Origin of the sequence: Cupriavidus pauculus, from assembly GCF_008693385.1 — a bacterium.
Classification (GTDB): domain Bacteria; phylum Pseudomonadota; class Gammaproteobacteria; order Burkholderiales; family Burkholderiaceae; genus Cupriavidus; species Cupriavidus pauculus_D.
Window position 1 is genome coordinate 1,436,993 of sequence record NZ_CP044065.1, and the last position, 21,138, is coordinate 1,458,130.

The window sequence follows — 21,138 nt, forward strand, 5'->3', positions numbered from 1 at the left end:
GCGGCCTGAGCGAACGCTTTATCGCCCATATGCGAGGCTGGCCGAACTTTTTTGTCCCGAACTGATATCGTTAGACCCATTGAACAGGAGTTGACATGAGCGATGACGAACGCATGAACAATTTCCCGGCCGGATACGTGGTGCCCGAGGTCTGGGCCTGGGAGAACGAGAACGGCGGGCAGTTCTCCACGATCAACCGGCCGACCGCCGGCGCCACCTTCGAGAAGGCGCTGCCCGTCGGCAGGCATCCGCTGCAGCTTTACTCGCAGGGGACCCCGAACGGCCAGAAAATCACGATCCTGCTCGAGGAGCTGCTGGCGCTCGGGCACCAGGACGCCGAGTACGATGCGTGGCTGATCAATATCTTCCATGGCGACCAGTTCGGCTCGGGGTTCGTCGAGGTCAATCCGAACTCCAAGATTCCGGCGCTGGTGGACCGCTCGACCCCCACGCCGACGCGCGTGTTCGAGAGCGGCGCCATCCTGCTCTATCTCGCGCGCAAGTTCGACGCGTTCCTGCCGAAGGACCACAAGGCCCATACGGAAGCGCTGAACTGGCTGTTCTGGCAGGTGGGCGCGGCGCCGTATCTGGGCGGCGGCTTCGGCCATTTCTATGCGTATGCGCCGATCCGTATCCAGTACGCGATCGATCGGTTCGCGATGGAGGTCAAGCGCCAGTACGATGTCCTCGACCGTCACCTCGCGGACCACCGGTTTCTCGCGGGCGATGAATACTCCATCGCCGATATCGCGGTATGGCCCTGGTATGGCGCGCTGGCGCAGAACGAACTCTACGGCGAAGGCGGCAAGTTTCTCTCGACGGAAAGCTATCGCCATGTGCAGCGATGGAAAGACGAGGTCGCGGCGCGCCCGGCCGTCAAGCGCGGGCGCCTCGTCAATCGGACCAATGGGCCGGCCGATCAGCAATTGCGCGAGCGGCACGACGCTTCGGACTTCTCGGTATTGGGGCTGGCATAGCACCGGGCCATCCGGGCCGGGTTTCCCTCGATTGAGATTTTCTCAAGCGGGGACCAGAATCCCGGCATGGACCGCCTGCCGCCGCTCAACGCCATTCGCGCCTTCGAAATCGTCGCGCGCCGCCTCAGCATTACCGTTGCCGCCACCGAGCTGCACGTGACCGCCGGCGCGGTAAGCCGGCAGATCCGCACGCTCGAGGAAGCGCTGGGCGTGCCGCTGTTCGTACGCGGGCATCGAGAGATCACGCTGACGCGCGAGGGCGAGGAGTACTACCGCGCCGTTACCAGTTCCATGGACGGGCTGCGGCGCGCCACCAGCCGGCTCACGCATCGCACGCGCCGCACGCAGCTGAAGGTGCGTGCGTACACGACGTTTGCAATGCGTTGGCTGATTCCGCGCCTGTCCAGCTTTCATGCGGCCAACAAGGGCATCGAGGTCCTGCTGACCGCCTCGCTCGATCCCGTCGATTTCCGGCGCGAGGATATCGATGGCGCGATCCGGCTCGGCGACGGCAAATGGCCGGGGGCCAATGCCTACCGCCTCGTATCGAATCTGCTCGTGCCCGTTTGCAGTCCCGCCGTTGCCAGGGGCGTGCGCGGCGTAGCGGATCTGCAGCGGCAGGTGCTGCTGCACTCCATCGCGCGGCCCGACGACTGGGCTTGCTGGCTCACGGCCGCGAAGGCCGGCGATCGGGTCGATGCGCGCAGCGGCATGACGTATCAGAGCTCGGCCATGGCGTATGCGGCGGCGCTCGAAGGGCAGGGCTTCGCGATCGCGCAACGCTTTCTGGTCGAGGACGACCTCGCGTCGGGCAAGCTCGTGACGCCGTTCAGGAAGGTCGTCGATATGGGCGACTACACCTACTATCTGCTGACCCCGGCCGATCGCGCGGAGAGCGCCAGCATGGCCACGTTCCGCAAGTGGCTGCTGGCGCAGTTCGCGCAGGCCTGAGTCACGCCACCTCATGGGTCGCGCCACCTCATGGGTCGCGCCACCTCATGAGTCGCGCCACCTCATGGGTCGCGCCACCTCATGAGTCACGCCACCTCATGAGTCACGCCACCTCATGGGTCGCGCCACCTCATGGGTCGCGCCACCTCATGGGTCGCGCCACCTCATGGGTCGCGCCACCTCATGGGTCACGCCACCTCATGAGTCACGCCACCTCATGGGTCGCGCCACCTCATGGGTCGCGCCACATCATGGGTCACGCCGCGCACTAAATGGCCCGCCGATCGGCCAGCGCGTCGATCTCGGCGTCGGCGAATCCAAACGCCCGCAACACGGCCACCGTATCCTGCCCGCACGCCGGCGCATGCCGATGCGGCCGATCGTTGACCTCGGCGCTGCATACCGGAAACCCGGGCATGCGAATCGTGCCTAAGACCGGATGCTGCGCCTCGGCGATCATGCGGTTGGCCGCCACCTGCGGATGCGCGGCCACGTCGGCATACGTGGCTACCCGCGCGCAGAGGATATCCGCGGCCTGCAACACGGGCAGCCATTCGTCCGTCGTTCTGGTCACGAACACGGTGGTCAGCGCGCCGACGAGTGCCGCGCGGTTCGCGACCCGCAGCGGCGAGGTAGCGAAACGCGGATCGTCGGTGAGCGCCTGTACGTCGAGCACCCTGCACAGGCTCCGCCATCGCGCCGGCATATAGGCCGCCACCATGATCCATCCATCGCGCGTCCGGAACGCCTGATTGGGCGCGGAATAGGGCGCCGCGCTGCCCGCACGCACGGGCAGTTCGCTATCGGCCAGATACCCGGCCAGGGCCGATTGCTGGAGGGCCAGCGCCGCATTGAGCAGGTTCACGTCGAGGTGGCCGCCGTTGCCATCCCGCTGCCGCTGCGCGAGCTTGGCAAGGATGCCCATCACCGCCACATAGCCCGTCATCACGTCCACCACGGGCGACTGGACCTTGCAGGGTTCGAGCCCATCGATGCCGATCAGGCTCATCAGCCCCGAGTCCGCCTGCAGAATGCCGTCGACGCCCGCGCGATCCGCATAAGGGCCGGTTTGGCCGTACGCCGAGATGGAGCAATAGATCAGCGCGGGGTGATCGGCGGCCAGTTGCGCATAGCCAAGGCCGAGCCGATCCATCACGCCGGGCCGCATGCTCTCCACCACGATATCGGCCTCCGCGATCAGCCGCCGGGCCACCGCCACGCCCTCGGGCGTCTTCAGGTCCAGCGCAATACCGGACTTGTTGCGATTGAACGCGTGGAACAGCGTGCTGTCGTCGCCGAGCCAGCCCGGGCCGAGGCCGCGGCCCAGCTCGCCGCCGGGCGGCTCGACCTTGATCACGCGCGCCCCCATGTCCGCCATCAGCATCGTGGAGATCGGGCCGGCGGCAATCTGCGTGAAGTCGATCACGGTCAGGCCGTCGAGTGCATTGCCTAGCATGATGGGCTCCCGGTCACATCGCGACCCTGATGTTGTTCTCCGAGATCACGCGCTGCCAGCGCTGCAACTCCCGGCCGATATATGCCTTGAGCTCGTCGGGCGAGGAGCCCTTGACCTCGAAGCCCTGGTTACGGAACTGCTCGGCCAGGTCGGGCGCCTTCAGCGCGTTCAGCAACGCGGCATTGAGCTTGTCGACCACGGCGCGCGGGGTCCTGGCCGGGGCGAGCATGCAATACCAGAGCTCGACGTCGTAGCCCTTGAGACCCGCTTCCGTAAAGGTCGGGAGGTCCGGCATCAGCGACGTGCGTTGCTGGCCCGCGATACCGAGCGCGCGCAGCTTGCCCGTCTTGACGTATTGCGAGGCGGAGGCATAGGTGGCGAACGACACCTGCACCTGATTGCCCATCAGATCGGCGATCGACGGCCCGGTGCCGCGATAGGGCACATGCAGCAGCTCGGTCTTGTTGAGCCGCGCGAAGACCTCGCCCGCCAGATGCTGCGGCGTGCCCGGCCCCGGGCTGCTGTAGCTGACCTTGCCCGGGTTGGCGCGCGTGTAGTCGATGAATTCCTTGAGCGTGCGGTACGGTTGCTCGGGGTTCGACACCAGCATCAGCGGCACCGATCCGATCTTGCCCACCGCCTCGAAGTCGCGCTCGATATTGAACGGCACCTTCATGCCGAGATACGGGTTCATCGTGATCTGGCTCGACGCGATGACCACCGTATAGCCATCGGGCGCCGCATGCGCGACGTAGTCGGCGCCGAGGTTGCCGCCCGCGCCGGGCTTGTTCTCGATGACGATGGGCTGGCCCAGCTGCTGGCTCATTTTCGGGGCGATGAGGCGGGCGAGGATGTCGTTGCCGCCGCCGGGGGCGAAGGGTACGACGAGCGTGATCGGCTTGTTCGGATAGTTGCCTTGTGCCGAGGCGGGCATCGTCGTGCAGACGAGCGTTGCAACGGCGCAGCAGGCTAGTGCGCGCGCCATGCGCGGAAGGGTGTTCATGGTTGTCTCCGGTATGGGTATAGGTTTGTATCGGCGGCTATGCGCGTGCGACTCAGCGTCCCGAGAACGCCGCCGGACGCTTCTCGGCGAACGCCGCGCGCCCCTCGATCCGGTCTGCCGTATCGCGCAGCGCGCCCCAGTAGAGTTCGGTGAGCTCCTGCGCATCGGCGTCGCTCAGGTGCGCGGTCTGGCGCGCGAGCTTTCTGACCGCCTGCACCGCCAGCGGTGCATTGCCGGCGATCTTGCAGGCCAGCGCCATCGCGCGATCGACCAGTTGCCCCGGCGCCGTCACCTCCGAGATCAGGCCGATGCGCGCGGCCTCGGCCGCATCGATACGTTCGCCGGTCAGCACCATCTGCATCGCATGCGCTGACGGCACGGCCTTGAGCAGCCGGTGCAGGCCCGATACGCCCGGAATCGACCCCACGCGCACCTCGGGCAGCCCGAAGCTGGCTTCCGCCGACGCAATACGCAGGTCGCACTGCAGCGCAATCTCGAGCCCGGCGCCCAGGCAATGGCCATTGACGGCCGCGATCATCGGCTTCCAGCATTGCAGCGCGCTCAGGTCCATCAGGCGCAGATAGAGCCCGAGCTCGGCCGCGGGATCCGGTGCGTGGAACAACGCTTCGGCGTACGACGCGGGCGATGACTGCGTGCCTTTGAGATCCGCGCCCGCGCAGAACGCGCGCGTGCCGCTCCCCGTCAGCACGATCGCCCGAAGCTCGGACCGGTCGCGCACCTCGCACAGTATGTCGCGCAACGTATGCAGCGTGGCCACGTTCAGCGCGTTGAGCGCATCGGGCCGGTCGATCGTCAGCAGCGCCACGGCGCCGTCGATATGGAGTTGTACGGTCATGGCGGCTCCTACACGCTCGGCGACGACAGGCTGCGGCCGCCGCAGACGTACAGCGTCTGGCCCGTCACGTACGACGCGTCGGCGCTCGCGAAGAAGCTCACCGCGTTGGCGATGTCCTCGGCCGTGCCGATGCGCTGCACGGGCACCGACTTCTGCAGCCGCGCCTGCACGTCCGGCGCGAAGTTGCGGAACAGCGGCGTATCGACGATGCCCGGCGCCACCGCATTGACCGTGACGCCCTTGCCCGCGAACTCGATGGCCAGCGAGCGCGTCAGGCTGACCACGCCGCCCTTGGCGGACGAATAGTTGGCCTGGCCGAAGCCGCCGAGCCACGCGCGCGACGAGATATTGACGATGCGGCCATAGCCGCGGTCGACCATGCCGGGCAGGGCGGCACGGCAGCACAGGAACGGCGCGCGCAGGTTCGTATCGACGACGAGGTCCCAGTCTTCGTCGCGCATTTTCAGAAAGCGCATGTCGCGGACGACGCCGGCATTGTTGACGAGGCAGTCGATGCGGCCGAGCGTCGCCTCGATATGCGCGAACGCGCCGTTAACGGCGGCCGAGTCCGTCAGATCGACGGTCACGCCCATTGCGCGGCAGTCCGCCTGGATCAGGCCCGCCACGGCATCGGAGAGCGCGGCGGCGTCGCGATCGAGCAGCGCCACAGCCATGCCCTGTGACGCGAGCCGCGTGGCGATGCCAAGGCCGATACCGCGTGCCGCCCCGGTGACGACGGCAACCTGCTGGATGTCCGCGTTCATCTCACACTCCCAGAATATGCACCGACGACGCGGCATGATCGACGCCCGCGATACCGCCGCCCGTGCACTGCGTCAGGCCGATGCGCGCATCGGCGACCTGCCGGCTGCCGGCGCGGTCCTGCAGATGCCACATCACCTCGACCATCTGCGCGATCCCCGTGGCCCCGAGCGGATGCCCCTTGGCGAGCAGGCCGCCGCTCGGATTGACGGGCACGCGCCCACCCAGGCGCGTGGCACCCGAGCGCAGCAGCGGCACCGCATCGCCGGGCGCGGCGAGTTGCAGCGCCTCGTAGTAAAGCAGCTCGGCGATGGTGAACGCATCGTGCAGTTCCACCACGTTGACATCGCGCGGGCTCACGCCGGCTTGGTCGTACGCCTGCCGCGCGGCGCGCGCGGTGATCTCGGCATCGAGGATGTCGTCGTCGGCCTGCTCGCGCACGCCCGACACCACGACGGAGGAGAGCACCTTGACGGGCTTCCGCTGCGTCGGCCGGCGGGTCGTCATCACGACGGCCGCGGCACCATCCACCTGCGACGGGCAGCACTGCAGCAGCGTCAGCGGATCGGCGATCATGCGCGAGGCCAGCACCTCGTCCACGGTGGTCTCGGTGCGTTGCTGTGCGAGCTCGTTGAGCGAACCGTGGTGCCGATTCTTGACGGCCACCGCGGCCAGGTCTTCGCGTGTGGCATCGCGCTCGTGCAGGAACCGCGTGCCACGCATCGCGTAGACCGCGGGCAGCACCATGCCGGCCGTGGCATAGAGGTCGGTCTTGATGTCGTTGCGCTGCATCGGAATCGTGCCGCCGCCGAGCGCGGTGAGCTGTTCGATGCCGAACACGAGCACGGTCGAATACTGTCCGGCCATCAGCGCATGGCGCGCCAGATGCACGCCCGTGGCACCGCTGGCACAGGCGTTCTCGACGTTGTAGACGGGAATGCCGCGCAGGCCGAGATCGCGCACGACCAACTGGCCGAGGATCATGCCACCCAGCACGTTGGCGCAGTACACGGCCTCGATATCGTCGAGGGCCACGCCCGCGTCGTCCACGGCCTTGAGGATGGCCTGCTGTGCGAGCTCGGGGGCGAGCACGCCCGTATGGCGGCCGAAGGCCGTCATGGCACCGCCGGAAATGTAGATGTCCTGCATGATCGCCATCACTCCTGAGTTGCCACAAACACATAGCCGAACGTATCGTCGGCCCGCGCCATGTACCGGTCGCCGATGCTGGGACGGTCCTTGCCGACCAACCGGCCAAAGATCCGCACAGGACCGTCGAAGTCGACGTAACCGAGCGCATAGGGCTGGAGTCCGGTCTTCACCGAGGGATGAATGATCGTGTAGCTGTACACGGTGCCCGCGCCCGTCACCGGCACCGTGGCATGGCGCGAGGCCAGCGACGAGTGATCGGGCAGGGCGGGGAACACATACTCGCCCGTGGCATGGTCGCGGGACGCGAGCAACGCGGGCGGGGCGTCGGCGCTCCACAGGTTGGGCGGGATGGCTGAGGCTGACATGGGCGTCTCCTTTATCGGTCTTTGCGGGCGGCGGGTGCCGTGCGTTGACTCGATATTGGTGGCCGGACGCCATGCCGACAAACGAGATTTCTGCCGCCTTCGATTGAGAAAAACGCAATCGACGGACAGCAAAAAGCCCGCGCGAGGCGGGCTTCCGGTCAGGCGCGATGCAACTCAGGGCTGCCCGGCCAGCTTCGCAAAGTCGCGATCGAGCCGCGCGAGCGACGCATCGATCTTCGTGCGCTTCTCCTGAATCCACGTCGCCTGTTCGGCAAGCGTCTGCTTCGCTTCCTTCAGCATGCGGTCCATCTCCGCGGGCTGCGGACCGCCGGCCGTCGCGCGATGGTTGACGATGGCCACGGGGTCGAGCGTCTCGCGGAACTCCTGTTCGCTCATCGGCAGGGTCGCCGGACCGGTCGCGGTATCGAACTCCTTGATGGCCTGTGCGTAGATGCGCTGCGCCTCCGCATACGGGAAATCGCTCGGGCGGATGTTCTTCGCCTTCGCGTAGTCGACGACTTCCGAGGCAAAGTGGTGGCCCACGCGGAACGGCAGCTTGTACTTGCGCATCAGCACATCGGCCAGCTCCTGCGAAGCGGTCCAGTCGCTGTTCAGCTCGTCGAGCGCGCGGTCGCGGTCGATGACCAGCGCGTTGAGGATGCGGTCCCAGCCCTGCAGCACCTTGATCGCGCTCTGGACCATCTCCTTGTTCGGCTTGACTTCCTTCGCATCGGCCATGCCCGGCGGCAGGTTATGCGCGCGCATGACGGGGCCCATGGCCAGCGTGATCGCGGTGGAGGCTTCGGCGCGCGTGCCGTTGAGCAGGCCCGGATTGCGCTTCTGCGGCATGGCGCTGGACACGTAGGTATTGCCGCCACCTTCCCGCAGCAGGATCCACGGACGCGAGTTGGCGTACTGCGCCATCACGTCCTCGATAAAGCTGCCCGCATGCAGCGCGATGCTGGTGACGATCGCGCCAGCTTCCACGGGCTGGTCGACGGCCGCGATCTGGTGGGCGTCGTAAGCGTTGTTGACGATCTTCGAGAAGCCGAGGTAGTTGCCCATGCGCGCGCGATCGAGCGGCCAGCTCGTGCCGTTCAGGACCGTCGTACCCATCGGCGACTGGTCGAGGCGCGCATAGGCCTCGCGAATGCGCTGCGCATCGCGATCCAGCGCGGCAGCGAAACCGAGCAGGTAATGGCCATAGCTGTTGGGCTGCGCCGCGACGCCATTGGTGTAGTTCGGCACGATGGTCTTGGCATGCTGTTCCGCCAGTCGCACGACGGTGGTCGCCGTGGTATTCAGTTGCGCCGCGAGCTTCAGCATGTCGTCGCGCAGGATGGCCGCGCGGTATGTGGCATGCATGTCCTGGCTCGAACGGCCCGCATGCAGCAGCGTGACTTCCACACCGCCGGCCTTGATCAGCAGCGGCTCGAACGTGATGACGGTGGACGGGCGCTTGCCGCCCGGCTGGTCGCCGTCCTTGAGTACCTTGTCGAGGCCCACGGCGATGCGCTGCGCGGTCTGCCTGTCCAGCAGGCCCTGCTCGGAATTGATGACGGCCGTCGCCTTGTTGATCTCACCGAGCCAGTAGAACTCGTCGCGGTCTTTGGCGTGCTGGGCGTGGACCGGGATCGCCTGCACCAGCATCAGCGTGGCAAGAGCGATGATTTTCGATTTGAACATGGGGGAGTGCGGCGCGCGCAAAGCCTTGGAAGGTAGCGTAGGACTATATCGCATCCACATTCGATGACAAATATCGATGGGGTCGTTATCCATATGTTGCGCGTATGGATGGCCCGGGCAGCAGGGAGGGGTGCGTGTTAGAATCCGCGATGCTTAAAATCGAAGAGTGGGAAGAACTGCACCTGACGGCCGACGGCTGGATCAGTGGTACACATCGCGTCGAACCGTGGTCCGAAGTGACCGCGCCAGCGCCTGAAAACCGCGTGCTCACGGCACGCCGCCGCGTGACGGCGACCTACGGTGGCGCGTCGGAAGTCGTGGAAGTGCGCTCGCCGCATACGACCGACCTCGATCACATCGCCGCGCTGCTGCAGCGCTACGGCGACCCGGCCTTCCGTATCTAGTCTCCCGCATCAAAAAAGGCACGGCTCTCCCGAGCCATGCCTTTCCCGACGCTTAAATCTCCTCGACCTTCTTCGGCTTTTCGGAAGCCGACGTCGGCAGCGAGGCGATCTTGCCTGCCTTGGCGAGCTTGACCAGGCCTTCGCCAATCTTCGCGGTGTTGCTCAGTTGCGAGCTCACCGACGACGCCACATCCTTCAGCGCGCCCAGACGCGGAATCAGCGTGGGGTTCGACGACACGCCGGACACCAGCGCCGTGCTGCCGTCCGCCAGTTGCTTGTCCTTGAGCACGCCCAGCATGAACGTGAACGCGGCGTTGCCGAACGAGGCCATCTGCGCCTTGTTCATCGAGGCCAGCTTGGCCTCGCCATCCTTGCTCGCGAGTACCTTCTGCACGGCCGTGGCTTCATCGCTCTTGATCTTGCTGACTTCCGCCGCCTTTTCGGCCGGATCGGCAATCGCGTTGGCGGCGGCCATGCGCGCTTCCAGCTCGGCGATCTCTTCCTTGCTTGCCAGTGCCTTGAAGATGTGCGCCGACGACGTGCTGATCATCTGGTTCGCGTCGTTCGCGGTCTGGATGAATGCGTCGATGTCGCCACCGGACACAGCCGCGGCGGAGCCGCCGCCCACGCCCGGAATCGCCGAGGTGATATTGCCAAGGCCGAACGCCATGGCGGCAGGCGCGGACACGAACAGGGCGCCGCTCACGAGCGCGGCCAGTGCTACAGAGGTCTTCTTCACGTTGACGTTTCCTTCTTTCGTTCTCGGGTGGATCAATTTCAGTTGGGGTTCAACAGTTGCTTCATGACGCCGTCGAGGCTCGTGCGGGTATCGCGGTCCAGGTCCATGGCCTGCAATGCCGCCACGTCGCCTGCATCGGTGGCGGCGGGATAGCCGTTCGAAACAAAACCATGCTCGAGGATCGCCTGTCCCACCACGCTGCCGCCGGCACGCTGCCGGTAGGCGAGGCGGACGTTGTAGCCCTGCGCGCAGGAACCGTCCTCGCATTTGCGCTCGCGTGGATCGATGCGATACAGCGCCTCGATGCAGCGGTCATACGTCCCCGGCCGCAGCGACAGGTCGCGCGCGAAACCCGACTGGCCGCCCACGCGTCCCTTGACGAGGTCCGCCAGCGCGGGATTGATCATCACGACCCTGGCCGATGCCGCGCCCGCGTAAGCCAGCAGATTGAAGCGGTCCATCGCCACCGAGCCGATCTGGCTCTTCTCGGCGGGGCAATAGGCCAGACGCTGGCCGCCGCCGCCGGCGCCCGCGACGCTTTCCGCCAGCACCACGTCACCGGCCTCGGGGCGCGGCGGCTTGCCGGCGATCGGCAGTACCGGGGTGGCGGTCACGCGTGAACCGTCGCGGCCGGTGACCGTGGCATCCCACGTGGGCACCAGCGCCTCCTCGGTCAACGGACCCGGCTTGCCGATGCCGTGATACACGCGGATGGTGTCGCCGTTCTGCAGCGCGCCGGCCGCATCGTCGATCTGGAAGCTGTCGGCGGCCGCGGCCGTCACCTTCAGCGACAGCGGCTGGAAGCGGACTTCCTTGCCGAAGCGGTCGGCCAGATCGTTCAGCGCATTCTTGAGCACCACCTCGCGGCGGTCCGCGGCATTGAAGCCGGCCTTGTCCGTCACGGTGTCGTCGATACGCTGCGTGACGTCCGCCGCGTACAGTACGCGGCCGTCACGCGACAACAGCTCCGCGAACGCCCAGGCCTGATAGCTTTGCTGCGTCTTGTAGGCGAGGTTGGTCGGCAGCGTGTACTGCCGCGCGGGCGGCACCACCATGCGGATGAAGTAGTCGGGCAGCGCGCGCTTGCCGCTGACGTCATGGCCGATGCCGGTATTGCTGTCGATCGATGCCTGCACCTGGCTGAAGTTGGCATTGAGAGGCAGCGTGGCAAACGGCGCGCCGCTGCCGAGCTTGTCGGTGAACAACTGCGTGCTCACCGCATCCGACAGGTCGTTGTTGCCGTCGCTCACGAGCGCCAGCACGCGCGGCTTCTTCACATCGGAGAGCGCCATCGTGCCGGCCCGGCTGAATACCGCACCGTCCTTCGGGTTGCCCAGCACGGGCACGGCCACCGCATAGTCGGCGCCGGCATGCTCCACGCGGATCTCGCTGGCGCCGTCGTTCATGACGTCGCCCTTGCCGATGCCCGCGCGGTAGCCCTTGTCGAGAATCACGAATCCGCGCCATGTATCGGCGACGCGCGTCTCCACGACGTACGGGTTGAACTGGCGCGCGGCGGAAGCGAGCATCGTGTCCAGCAGCGTCGTGAAGCCATTGCGATAGGCATTGGCCACGCTGGCCTCGATGGCGGGCTGGCCCAGCGCACGCGACGCGGTCAACACGTCGTAGCGCGTCTGGCTGAACGACTGCAGCACCTCGCCCGTCATCGGATTGCTGAAGTACAGGCTCAGCGTGACCGGTAGATAGATATCGGTCGTGCCGTCGGACTTGTCGATCTGGTAGCGCGAGGCGCGCGTGACCTGTACCGACAGCGCCAGCGTCCGCAGGCGGTTCTTGCTGTCGATGGTCGGCGCCAGCGATCTGAAGTGGGCCTGCGCGCGCTGCTGTAGCTGCGCCACGCTCTGCCGGATATCGAGCGCGGGCCGGAATGCGGGATCGATCTTGCTGCTGCCCGTGCCGGCATCGTCGAAGAAAATGCCGGGCACCACGTACAGTCCCACGCCCGCCGCGGCCGATGCGCCGCCGCTGGCGAGCAGCAGCGCGGCGACGGCCGCCGTCGTTGTCAGCGATGTCTTGCGCATCTCAGCGTGCCGCCTTCGTCTTGACGCAGCCATTCATGCACAGCGTCACGATATTGCCGTCGACCATCGAGTCGAGCCCGGCGAACATCGGGTTGCCGCCGAGCGCCATCGCCACGGCCTGGTCCAGCGGATCGGTGCCGCGGTAGGTGGCCACCACCTCGAGCTTGTCGGTACCGGCCTGACGCTGCGTGGGCTTCTCGAGGCCCGGCACGTTCTTCAGTGCCTGATTGAACGCGGTACGGTTCATCAGCGTCAGCGTGCCGCCGGTCAGCCGAATCACGTACTCTGCACCGTACATCGTGCGGCGCTTGACGAAGTCCTGGATGCGCTTGCCCACCTGATTGCCGAGGCTCGCGGCGAGCTTGCCCGCCAGCTTCGCGCGGCAGTCGTCGGAAGAGATACCGATGGCGGCCTCCGATTGCGTGGCCGAGCCGATGTCCTCGCCGGTCTTCGTCGAGAAGGTCTTGGTGCTGGCCACGCCCGTGCAGGCGGGCTGGCCCGAGTTGCGGTCGACGCCCACGTCGTAGATGACGGACGAGCCGATCATCAGGTAGTCCGCGATCGCTTCCTGCCGCGCGAACTCCGTGTACCTGGCGAGTTCCGCGCCGTTCTCGAGCTGGTCGAGCGTGATCGCACGGTTGCCGAAGTACTTGCTCTTGAACAGCGCGTTGTCGATGACCTTGATGTCGAGGTCGCCAAGCTGGCCCTTGAGCTCGTTGTACGTGTAGTTCTTGCTGTCCGGACCCGTGTTCTGCGGCTGGTACTTGACCAGCTTGCGGAAGTACGTGTTGTTGTGGTCCTCGGCGGCGACGTTGCGCGAGTATGCGGACTGCGACGACGACGCCGATGCCACGCTGCTGGTGCTGGCCGCGGCGACCTGACGCGATGCCGCGCCGGCGGCCTGGCGGCTGCTGGCACTGGCGGCGTCGTAGCGCGCGGTATCGCGGCCGGCCACGGCCGCTTCGCCACCATAGCCGTCGCGCGCGGCACCGGCCACCTGCGTATCGCGCGCCGCGCTCACGCGGCCGGCCGATGCTTCCTTCACGGCGAAAGCGGCCTGTTCCTTCGAGGCATAGGCGGAGCTGCTGTTCGCGGCATAGGCGGCCTTGCGCGAGCTCGATGCCGCTTCCTTGTCGCTATAGCTGCTGCCTTCCTCGTGACGGAACTCGGTCAGTTCTTCCAGCGGCGCGCGCAGGTTCGTCGGCGTGGTGAAGAACTCGTCCATCATCACGAGGATGGGCTGGCTGCGCGTCGCGGTCGTGTTCAGGGCCAGGCCGAGATCGCTGATCTGCGTGCGCAGTTCCTTGTCGTCCATGCGCAGCGTGATGCTGACGCGGAATTGCCCGTCCACCGAGCTCGGCACGGGGCTGTAGAACGATTCCTCGCCCACCTGCACGACGAGGTCGTCGAGCTTTGCCTGTACATCGGGGTTCTTGCTCGTGCCCGCCCCCACGACCTTGTCCAGCGCCGCGAGTACCGCGTTGCGCTTGGCCTGCCGCATCGCTGCCGTGCGAACCGATGCCAGATCGTCGGTGATCGTCGCGGTGCCGACGCCACGCGCCTCGATATCCATCGCCTGTGCGGCGGGCGCGGTCAGCACGAATGACGCGGCCGTTGCGAGCAGCGTTTTTTGGAATGCGTTCATTGATCAGGATGGTTTTACGAATGGAGGGACGAGCGCCGCCACAACCAGTCGTGCTGGCTGATTTGCAGGGCGTTTCCGGGAGTGTGGTTTCGGCGCTGTGTGCGCGGTGATGATACGGTTTTCGTGTGCTTTATGCGCCCCACTAGAGTGGGGCGCGGAATCCGCGATCGCTGCCGATTAGGCCTGCAATCAAACGGTTGCAGCGGTTTGCACTGCAGAACGCATATAGCCGTCGAATGCCGTGATGAGGTTGCGCACCGCGTGGTCGAGGTCGTCGGCGGGGGCGTCGAGATCCACGCGCGGCGGACCGCTATCGGCGGCATTCAGCGCACCGAGCATGCTGGCCGCGATGGCGTCGTAGTGATCGGCACGCTGCCGGTCGCGCGCGTCGGGTTCGCCGGTGCGCAGCACTTCGATCACGGCCGCCGCGCCGCACACCACGCGCGCCGCGTGAATCAACTCGTGCAGGCGCTCCAGCCGCGCCGACCGCCAGCGCCCCTCCAGCAGCATGCGTTCACGCGCGGTTTCCAGCCGCGTGCTCGCCATGCCGGCCTCGCGTTGCAGTTGGTCGAGCTTGGCCGCGTGGCTCGGGCCAAGGCGCGCTACCGCGGCCGCAAATGCCATGTTTGTCGAGATCACCGCCGAGATCGCCTCGGGCAGTCCGTTGCCGGCGCGCCCCGGCCATAGCAGGAAGCTCGCGGCGACACCGACGCATGCGCCGACGAACTCGTTCGTCAGCCGCGCAAGGATCAACCCCTCGGTAGGGCGGATGAAATCCGACAGCAGCATGAACATCGGCGTGAGGAACACGACGAACAGGCCGTAGTTCACGAGCCGCAGCGATACCGTGATGGCCGCCAGCGGCAGGATGGCGAGCGTCATCGCCAGCGGCGTGGAGACATGCGTCAGCAGGTAGGCCGCGAGGATCCCGCCGAGAAAGCTGCCGCACGCGCGCTCGACCACGCGTATCCACGTATTGGCCGAGATCGGCTGCGTGACGACGATCGCGGCGATTGCGCCCCAGTAGGCGAACGTCACGTTGAACGCGGTGCAGATCAGATAAGCCAGCACCGACGCGGTAGCCACGCGCAACGCATGACGCCAGACCAGTGCGTCGAGATGAAAGGTTGCCGAGGGAGGGGCCACGGATGGGGTGCCGGGGGACGCCACAGTGGGCGCCGCCGTTGCCGCATCGCTTGATACCGGCACGGGCACAGGACCGCGGTCGCCAAGCCGCGCGATGGCCCGCGCGGCAAACGACACCGCGCGCGCGGCCTGATCGTTGCGGCCCGCCGTCTGCCGCACGAGGGCATGGGCCTGCGCGATCGGCGCGTCGGCCATCGGCATCTCCTGCTGCGCAAGATCGCTCAGGCTTTGCAGCAGTTGCCGCAGGCTCTGGAGCAGCGACCGCCAGTCGTCGCAAATGGCCACCTCGGGATTGCGCCGCGAATGCCCCAGCGCGATCAGCGCGGAGAAGACCCGGCCCGCCGCATCGATACCGGGGCCGAGCACGGGGCCCGTGCGCGGGTCATGCGCCGCCAGCGCGCGGCCACGCTCGATCGACATGCGCACGCCGCGGCGATAGACGGTATCGAACTCGTCCCAGCCTTCGGTATCCATGCCCGGCCGCGCGTCGAGCGACTCCAGATGGGCCGCCATATCGTCGAGCCGCGCGAAGATCGTGGCGAGCGTCAGGCAGGCGGACTGCCGGAACGGCAGCGGCCAGAGCACGATGCAGAACAGCATCGTCCATAACGAACCCAGCAGGAAGTAGCCGCCCTGCGCAAGGGCGCCGGAGAGTTCCGCGGGCGAGGCAATGCCGATGACCACCGCAAGCGAGGCAATGAGGCCTGCCTGCGCGGGCATCGGTCCCAGCGCGGGCTTGTACGAGCGCGTGAGCCCGCAGAGAAAGACCAGCACGAACAGCGTCGCGAGGCTGACGCCATAACCCCAGTGCGCGAGGTACGCGGACGCGGGCAGCACCACGGTACCCAGCGCGGTGAACATGCCCATCGTCCGAAGCCGTTCATCCTTCGGCCCCTGCGGGTCGCACAGGACGTTCCAGAACGCGGCGACCGCCCCGAATGCAATCTCGGGACGCGCGAGCAGCACGGCCGCGCAAAGCATCGGGGCCATCGCCAGCGCGGTGTGAATGCCTTCCGCCACGGCAATGCGCTCGGGCGTCACGGCAAAGACATGCCCCTCCGACCGTAGCGTGCGACGGCTGACCAGGGAAACGAGCTTGCCGATGAGGGCCATGGAACCTTTGGCGTGTCGGGAAGGGGGCGATGTGGCTGTTACCTCATTCTAGATACCTGAAGGATTCCGGCAAGCTCGACCATGGTCGGGGGTGCCCCAGCCCCCGCGCGATCCGCCCCAACCATGAAAATCCCGACTGCTTTCCAGTCGTTTATGTCGCCGCCGGAATACATCGCCCTCGCTACACTCAACTCATGCAAAAGGCGCCCCCGCGCCGCAGAAGGAGACAAGATGTATCGCGATCGGATCCGGCTGGCGAGCCTCCAGGACAAGGTCATGTCGGCGGAACAGGCCGCCGGCCTCATTCAGGACGGCATGACCGTCGGCATGAGCGGGTTCACCCGCGCGGGCGACGCCAAGGCCGTGCCATTCGCCCTGGCGCGGCGCGCCGAAACCGACCCGCTGCAGATCACGCTGATCACCGGTGCTTCACTGGGCAACGACGTCGACAAGGTGCTCGCGGAAAGCCATGTGCTCGCGCGGCGCCTGCCGTTCCAGTCCGATGCGACCCTGCGCGAAAAGATCAACAACGGCGAGGTGATGTTTATCGACCAGCATCTGGGAGAAACCGCCGAACTGCTGCGTAGCGGCCAGATCGCCCCGGTGGACGTCGCCGTGATCGAGGCCTGCGCCATCACGGAGTCGGGCGGCATCGTGCCGACCACCTCGGTTGGCAACTCGGCCAGCTTCGCGATGCAGGCCAGCAAGGTAATCGTCGAGATCAATATGAACATGCCGGCCGGCCTCGAAGGCCTGCACGACGTGGCACTGCCCGTGGCGCGGCCTTACCGCCAGCCGATCCCGCTGATCGCGGTGGAGCAGCGCATCGGCCTGCCGTATATCCCCGTGGATCCGGCAAAGATTGCAGCGATCGTCATCACGCAGCGCGACGACAGCCCGTCGAATGCATCGGCGCCCGACGACGACACGCGCCACATCGCGCGCCATCTTATCGACCTGCTCGTGAAAGAGGTCGAGGCCGGCCGCCTGCCGTCGTCGCTGCAGCCGTTGCAGGCCGGTATCGGCACCATCGCCAACGCGGTGTTGCACGGTCTTGCCGATTCGCCGTTCCACGACCTGACGATGTATTCGGAGGTGCTGCAGGACAGCACGATCGCGCTGATCGATGCCGGCAAGCTGCGTTTTGCTTCGGCCTCGTCGATGACGCTGTCGGCGCCGGTCTACCAGAAGGTGCTCGGCGATATCGAGCGGTACAAGTCGCGCATCGTCCTGCGGCCGCAGGAGATCAGCAATCATCCGGAAGTCATTCGCCGGCTTGGGCTGATCACCATCAACACGGCACTCGAATGCGATATCTACGGCAACGTCAATTCGACGCACGTGGGCGGCACGCATATGATGAACGGCATCGGCGGCTCCGGCGACTTCGCGCGCAATGCGTCGCTGTCCGTGTTCGTCACCAAATCGGTGGCGAAGGGCGGCAAGATCTCGAGCATCGTGCCGATGGTCTCGCACGTGGACAATGCCGAGCATGACGTCGATATCCTCGTGACCGAGCACGGGCTGGCGGACCTGCGTGGCCTTGCGCCCCGGGAACGGGCGCGCGCGATCATCGCGAACTGCGTCGATCCCAGCTACCGGGGGCCGTTGCAGGACTATTTCGATCGGGCCTGCGCGCGAGGCGGCCAGACCCCGCACTTGCTGGAAGAAGCCTTTGCGATGCATCTGCGGTATCGGGATACGGGCACGATGCTGCCGGCACCGGCGGTCGTACCCGTACGCGACGCCGCGTTGCTGACAGCCGTGGAACCGCTCGCGGCCTGACGCTGTCCTCGCTGGGCCACGGCGGGGGGCCTACTTTTTCGGCGCGGGTCCCATGACTTCCTTGCAGACCTCCAGCCACGCCCTGGCCGCATGCGACAGGTAGCGGCCGGGCGACCAGATATGGGCCATCGCCCAGTCCACGTTCGGTTCGATCAGGCGCGCAACGGCGAGCCCGTCGCGCGACTCCAGCCGCGCCAGCAGGGGTTCGGGCAGGAATGTCGTGCCCAGACCGGCGGCCGCCATGGACGCAAGGAAGTCCCAGTGGCCGCTCTGCGCCACCACGCGCGGCTCGATGCGCGCCTCCAGAAACGCCTGCCGTAGCATGCGCGTCAGCGAGAACGCGTCGGTCAGCAGCACCAGCGGCTCCTCGCTCAGTGCCTGCAGCCGCACGGTGCGGCCCCTGGCCCATGCCGCTTCGCGCGGTCCCACGGCCCAGATCGGGTACTTGGCGAACTGCCGCGTCTCCAGCGCCAGTCCGCTGTCGCCGGGCAGCACCGTCGCCCCGACCTCGATCTCGCCGCTGGCGACGCGTTGCTCGATCACTTGCCCGCCATGTTCGGCCAGCGTGAGTTGCAGATTCGGATAGCGCTTGCGGAACGTACTGACAGCGGGCGAGAAGAACAGATTGACCATCGGCGGAATGCCCACCTCGAGCTGGCCACGGCCCAGCGACGAAAGGTCGGCCACTTCCAGCGTCAGCCGATGCACCACGCCCAGCGCTTCCTGACCCCGGTCGTAGACGACCTTGCCCACATCGGTCAGCCGCACGGACTTGCCTTCGCGGATCAGCAGCGGCTGCCCGACCTCGTCCTCCAGTTGCCGGACCATCTTGCTGATGGTGGACTGGGTGACATAGAGCGAGGAAGCCGCCTGCGTAAAGCTCTTGAGGCGCGCGGTCTCGACGAAATAGCGCAGCGCGCGGATGTCGATGGGCATGGTGGTTCTATGAAAATTTCGACTGGATCGCCGAATCTTAAATCATGCCGGGAATGTCCGCACGGCAACTACACTTCCCATCTCGACCCCCGCAATCGCGCCGGACCGCCGGCGCGTGACTCGTTATGGCGCACTGGCCAAATGCCCGACAGTGGCTGTTCTCGCTGAAGGCATTCGTGGCCGCGATGCTGGCCCTCTACATCGCGCTTTACTTCGGTCTGCCTCGCCCGCATTGGGCCATGGCCACCGTCTACTTCGTCGCGAATCCGCTCACGGGCGCAACGCGGTCGAAGGCCGCCTACCGCGTGGCCGGCACCGTGCTCGGCGCGGCGGCGGCGGTGATCACCGTACCGCAGCTCGTCAATATGCCGATCGTGCTGACGGGCGCGATCGGGCTATGGATCGTGCTGCTGGTCTATCTGTCGCTGCTGCAGCGATCGCCGCGCAGCTACGTCTTTCTGCTGGCCGCCTATACGCTGCCCATCGTCGCGCTGCCGACCGTCATGCATCCGGCAGACATCTTCGACGTGGCGGTCTCGCGCGTCGAGGAAATCGTCATCGGTATCGTGTGCGCGTCGCTGGTGGGGGCTATCGTCTTTCCCGCGCGCGTGGCGCCGGCGCTGCGGGCGCGCGCGCAGCAGTGGCTCGACGATGCGAACGCATGGGCACGCGATATCGCCGCGGGAAAGCCCGGCGCGGTCGCCAGCCGGCACCGGCTGGCGACGGACATGCTCGCACTCGACCATATGATCGAACAGCTGTCGTTCGATACGGAGAGCCGGGAGACGGTGGCCCGCGCACGTGCGCTGCGCGCGCGCATGTCCAGCGTCATGCCCATCCTGTCCGGGCTGGAGAGCGTACTGCATGCCATGCGCGACGATGCACCGGCCCGGCTGCCACGCGCCGCGCTCGAGACGGCCGCGGCGGGCCTGCGGGCACGGCTGGACGCCCTGATGGCCAGTTGCACGATGTTGCAGCAGGGGATCGGTGACCGCGGCGTCCGGGGTGCAGAGACGCCCGTCCGTCCGCTTGCGGCCGGCGGGCGGGACGCCGCCGCGGACCTGCACCACGATCACGCCATGCTGCTGTTCAACGCCATGTCGGCCGGGCTGGCCGTTTTCTGCGCCGGCATGCTGTGGATACTTTCCGGCTGGGAAGAGGGTGGGGGACCGGTGGCGCTGTCGTCCATCGCCTGCTGCTTCTTCGCGACCGTCCACGAGCCGCGACCCGTGGCCCGTCTGTTCGTTCGCTGGGGCGCGGTCTGCGCGGCCATCTCCCTGTTCTATCTGTTCGTGGTGCTGCCTTGCGCCGAAACGTTCGAGACGCTGGCCGGCATGCTGGCCATGCCTTACGTGGCCCTGGGCGCCCTGATCGCACGTCCGGGCTACAACGTGGTGGCGATGCTCCTGGCCATCACGACGGCATCGTTCACCAACGTGCAGAGCGTCCATGACGCCAACTTTCTTGGCCTGTTCAACACATATCTCGCGAACGCGGCGGCCCTGCTGTTTGCGCCGCTGTGGGCCATCCTCGTGCGCCCGTTCGGCGCGCAGGTCGTGGCGCGCCGGCTGATCGGCGCCAGCTGGCGCGATCTCGCGCGCGCGGCCACATGGCATGCCGCCGACAGAGGGCTTCCCGACGAACGCTCCCGGCTGGGCGCGCGCATGCTCGACCGGCTGGGGCAATTGATGCCGCGCCTTGGCGCGACCCGCGGACGGATCGCATCGGATGGGTTCGCCGAACTGCAGATCGGCTATTGCACCGTGGCCCTGCAGCGTGCGATGCCTTCGCTGACGGGCCCGCTGCGCCGGTCGGTGCGGCGCGTGCTCAGCATTGTCGCGCGCCATTTTCGCGCGCAGTCCCAAACGGGCGACGCTGCGCCCGTCCCGCCGGAACTCGAGACATGGATCCGCGCGGCGATTGCCGAGGCATCGCTGCTCGGCGATCGGGACCTGGCACTGCGGGTCGAGAGCGCGCTCGTGGTGCTGAGCCTGACATTGTCGACCTCGCGAGCCTGACCTGCGAACCAGCCTAGCGCGCGAACCTTACGCCAGCGTTAATTGCGCCGCGCAAGCGATGCCGGAGAGCGCGCCGCGTCGCATGGGCGCGACCTCGCCGGC

The 21,138-nt window shown here is 66.8% G+C and carries 17 protein-coding genes; 5 read left to right on the plus strand and 12 right to left on the minus strand.

Annotated elements, in window-relative coordinates; translation table 11 throughout:
• Nucleotides 1-95: 95 nt before the first annotated feature.
• Nucleotides 96-977 carry a glutathione-dependent disulfide-bond oxidoreductase gene (gene yghU, locus FOB72_RS06540; RefSeq protein WP_150371786.1) on the plus strand — a complete coding sequence of 294 codons (882 nt, stop codon included), beginning with the start codon at nucleotides 96-98 and terminating at the stop codon, nucleotides 975-977.
• Nucleotides 978-1,043: 66 nt separating this feature from the next.
• Nucleotides 1,044-1,928 (plus strand): transcriptional regulator GcvA, encoded by an 885-nt coding sequence (gene gcvA, locus FOB72_RS06545; RefSeq protein ID WP_150371787.1) that lies wholly within the window; start codon nucleotides 1,044-1,046, stop codon nucleotides 1,926-1,928.
• Between the two features lie 268 nt (nucleotides 1,929-2,196).
• Here the strand turns inward: gcvA and FOB72_RS06550 are convergent, their stop codons facing one another.
• From FOB72_RS06550 to FOB72_RS06580, 7 genes are all read right to left on the minus strand, one after another.
• Nucleotides 2,197-3,384, minus strand: a complete 1,188-nt coding sequence (locus FOB72_RS06550) for a CaiB/BaiF CoA transferase family protein (RefSeq protein WP_150371788.1) — start codon at nucleotides 3,382-3,384, stop codon at nucleotides 2,197-2,199.
• A gap of 13 nt (nucleotides 3,385-3,397) precedes the next feature.
• Nucleotides 3,398-4,387, minus strand: a complete 990-nt coding sequence (locus FOB72_RS06555) for a tripartite tricarboxylate transporter substrate binding protein (RefSeq protein ID WP_223851439.1) — start codon at nucleotides 4,385-4,387, stop codon at nucleotides 3,398-3,400.
• A 52-nt stretch (nucleotides 4,388-4,439) separates the two neighbouring features.
• The gene (locus FOB72_RS06560; protein WP_150371789.1) at nucleotides 4,440-5,243 is read right to left on the minus strand and encodes an enoyl-CoA hydratase/isomerase family protein; all 804 of its coding nucleotides are present in this window, start codon (nucleotides 5,241-5,243) and stop codon (nucleotides 4,440-4,442) included.
• Between the two features lie 8 nt (nucleotides 5,244-5,251).
• Nucleotides 5,252-6,007, minus strand: coding sequence for an SDR family NAD(P)-dependent oxidoreductase (locus FOB72_RS06565; RefSeq protein WP_150371790.1), 756 nt, complete (start codon nucleotides 6,005-6,007; stop codon nucleotides 5,252-5,254).
• Nucleotide 6,008: 1 nt separating this feature from the next.
• Nucleotides 6,009-7,154, minus strand: coding sequence for a thiolase family protein (locus tag FOB72_RS06570; RefSeq protein ID WP_150371791.1), 1,146 nt, complete (start codon nucleotides 7,152-7,154; stop codon nucleotides 6,009-6,011).
• Between the two features lie 8 nt (nucleotides 7,155-7,162).
• Nucleotides 7,163-7,522, minus strand: a complete 360-nt coding sequence (locus tag FOB72_RS06575; RefSeq protein WP_150371792.1) for a Zn-ribbon domain-containing OB-fold protein — start codon at nucleotides 7,520-7,522, stop codon at nucleotides 7,163-7,165.
• 174 nt (nucleotides 7,523-7,696) lie between these two features.
• On the minus strand, nucleotides 7,697-9,208 hold the full coding sequence (locus FOB72_RS06580; protein WP_150371793.1) for an argininosuccinate lyase: 1,512 nt from the start codon (nucleotides 9,206-9,208) through the stop codon (nucleotides 7,697-7,699).
• A gap of 149 nt (nucleotides 9,209-9,357) precedes the next feature.
• Between FOB72_RS06580 and FOB72_RS06585 the strand changes: the two genes are divergently transcribed.
• Nucleotides 9,358-9,612, plus strand: coding sequence for a translation initiation factor 1 (locus FOB72_RS06585; protein ID WP_150371794.1), 255 nt, complete (start codon nucleotides 9,358-9,360; stop codon nucleotides 9,610-9,612).
• Nucleotides 9,613-9,664: 52 nt separating this feature from the next.
• On the opposite strand, the gene FOB72_RS06590 is transcribed toward FOB72_RS06585, so the two are convergent.
• The 4 genes from FOB72_RS06590 to FOB72_RS06605 all read right to left on the minus strand — a co-directional run bounded on the left by FOB72_RS06590 (nucleotide 9,665) and on the right by FOB72_RS06605 (nucleotide 16,297).
• Entirely contained in the window at nucleotides 9,665-10,351 is a 687-nt protein-coding gene (locus FOB72_RS06590) for a hypothetical protein (protein ID WP_150371795.1), read from the minus strand.
• 38 nt (nucleotides 10,352-10,389) lie between these two features.
• Nucleotides 10,390-12,393, minus strand: a complete 2,004-nt coding sequence (locus FOB72_RS06595) for a hypothetical protein (RefSeq protein WP_150371796.1) — start codon at nucleotides 12,391-12,393, stop codon at nucleotides 10,390-10,392.
• Between the two features lies 1 nt (nucleotide 12,394).
• Nucleotides 12,395-14,038, minus strand: coding sequence for a hypothetical protein (locus tag FOB72_RS06600; protein WP_150371797.1), 1,644 nt, complete (start codon nucleotides 14,036-14,038; stop codon nucleotides 12,395-12,397).
• Nucleotides 14,039-14,227: 189 nt separating this feature from the next.
• Entirely contained in the window at nucleotides 14,228-16,297 is a 2,070-nt protein-coding gene (locus tag FOB72_RS06605; RefSeq protein ID WP_150371798.1) for an FUSC family protein, read from the minus strand.
• Between the two features lie 231 nt (nucleotides 16,298-16,528).
• On the opposite strand from FOB72_RS06605, the gene FOB72_RS06610 reads away from it, so the two are divergent.
• Nucleotides 16,529-18,082 (plus strand): acetyl-CoA hydrolase/transferase family protein, encoded by a 1,554-nt coding sequence (locus FOB72_RS06610; RefSeq protein ID WP_150371799.1) that lies wholly within the window; start codon nucleotides 16,529-16,531, stop codon nucleotides 18,080-18,082.
• A gap of 30 nt (nucleotides 18,083-18,112) precedes the next feature.
• Here FOB72_RS06610 and FOB72_RS06615 read toward each other — a convergent pair whose 3' ends face one another.
• Entirely contained in the window at nucleotides 18,113-19,018 is a 906-nt protein-coding gene (locus FOB72_RS06615) for a LysR family transcriptional regulator (RefSeq protein WP_150371800.1), read from the minus strand.
• Between the two features lie 125 nt (nucleotides 19,019-19,143).
• Between FOB72_RS06615 and FOB72_RS06620 the strand changes: the two genes are divergently transcribed.
• The gene (locus FOB72_RS06620; RefSeq protein WP_150371801.1) at nucleotides 19,144-21,036 is read left to right on the plus strand and encodes an FUSC family protein; all 1,893 of its coding nucleotides are present in this window, start codon (nucleotides 19,144-19,146) and stop codon (nucleotides 21,034-21,036) included.
• The last annotated feature ends 102 nt before the right edge of the window (nucleotides 21,037-21,138 follow it).

What these genes read in the sequence shown, in the direction of transcription:
- yghU (WP_150371786.1), top strand. Translation starts at nt 96, where the DNA reads ATGAGCGATGACGAACGCATGAACAATTTCCCGGCCGGATACGTGGTG.
- gcvA (WP_150371787.1), top strand. Translation starts at nt 1,044, where the DNA reads ATGGACCGCCTGCCGCCGCTCAACGCCATTCGCGCCTTCGAAATCGTC.
- FOB72_RS06550 (WP_150371788.1), bottom strand. Translation starts at nt 3,384, where the DNA reads ATGCTAGGCAATGCACTCGACGGCCTGACCGTGATCGACTTCACGCAG.
- FOB72_RS06555 (WP_223851439.1), bottom strand. Translation starts at nt 4,387, where the DNA reads ATGAACACCCTTCCGCGCATGGCGCGCGCACTAGCCTGCTGCGCCGTT.
- FOB72_RS06560 (WP_150371789.1), bottom strand. Translation starts at nt 5,243, where the DNA reads ATGACCGTACAACTCCATATCGACGGCGCCGTGGCGCTGCTGACGATC.
- FOB72_RS06565 (WP_150371790.1), bottom strand. Translation starts at nt 6,007, where the DNA reads ATGAACGCGGACATCCAGCAGGTTGCCGTCGTCACCGGGGCGGCACGC.
- FOB72_RS06570 (WP_150371791.1), bottom strand. Translation starts at nt 7,154, where the DNA reads ATGCAGGACATCTACATTTCCGGCGGTGCCATGACGGCCTTCGGCCGC.
- FOB72_RS06575 (WP_150371792.1), bottom strand. Translation starts at nt 7,522, where the DNA reads ATGTCAGCCTCAGCCATCCCGCCCAACCTGTGGAGCGCCGACGCCCCG.
- FOB72_RS06580 (WP_150371793.1), bottom strand. Translation starts at nt 9,208, where the DNA reads ATGTTCAAATCGAAAATCATCGCTCTTGCCACGCTGATGCTGGTGCAG.
- FOB72_RS06585 (WP_150371794.1), top strand. Translation starts at nt 9,358, where the DNA reads ATGCTTAAAATCGAAGAGTGGGAAGAACTGCACCTGACGGCCGACGGC.
- FOB72_RS06595 (WP_150371796.1), bottom strand. Translation starts at nt 12,393, where the DNA reads ATGCGCAAGACATCGCTGACAACGACGGCGGCCGTCGCCGCGCTGCTG.
- FOB72_RS06600 (WP_150371797.1), bottom strand. Translation starts at nt 14,038, where the DNA reads ATGAACGCATTCCAAAAAACGCTGCTCGCAACGGCCGCGTCATTCGTG.
- FOB72_RS06605 (WP_150371798.1), bottom strand. Translation starts at nt 16,297, where the DNA reads ATGGCCCTCATCGGCAAGCTCGTTTCCCTGGTCAGCCGTCGCACGCTA.
- FOB72_RS06610 (WP_150371799.1), top strand. Translation starts at nt 16,529, where the DNA reads ATGTATCGCGATCGGATCCGGCTGGCGAGCCTCCAGGACAAGGTCATG.
- FOB72_RS06615 (WP_150371800.1), bottom strand. Translation starts at nt 19,018, where the DNA reads ATGCCCATCGACATCCGCGCGCTGCGCTATTTCGTCGAGACCGCGCGC.
- FOB72_RS06620 (WP_150371801.1), top strand. Translation starts at nt 19,144, where the DNA reads ATGGCGCACTGGCCAAATGCCCGACAGTGGCTGTTCTCGCTGAAGGCA.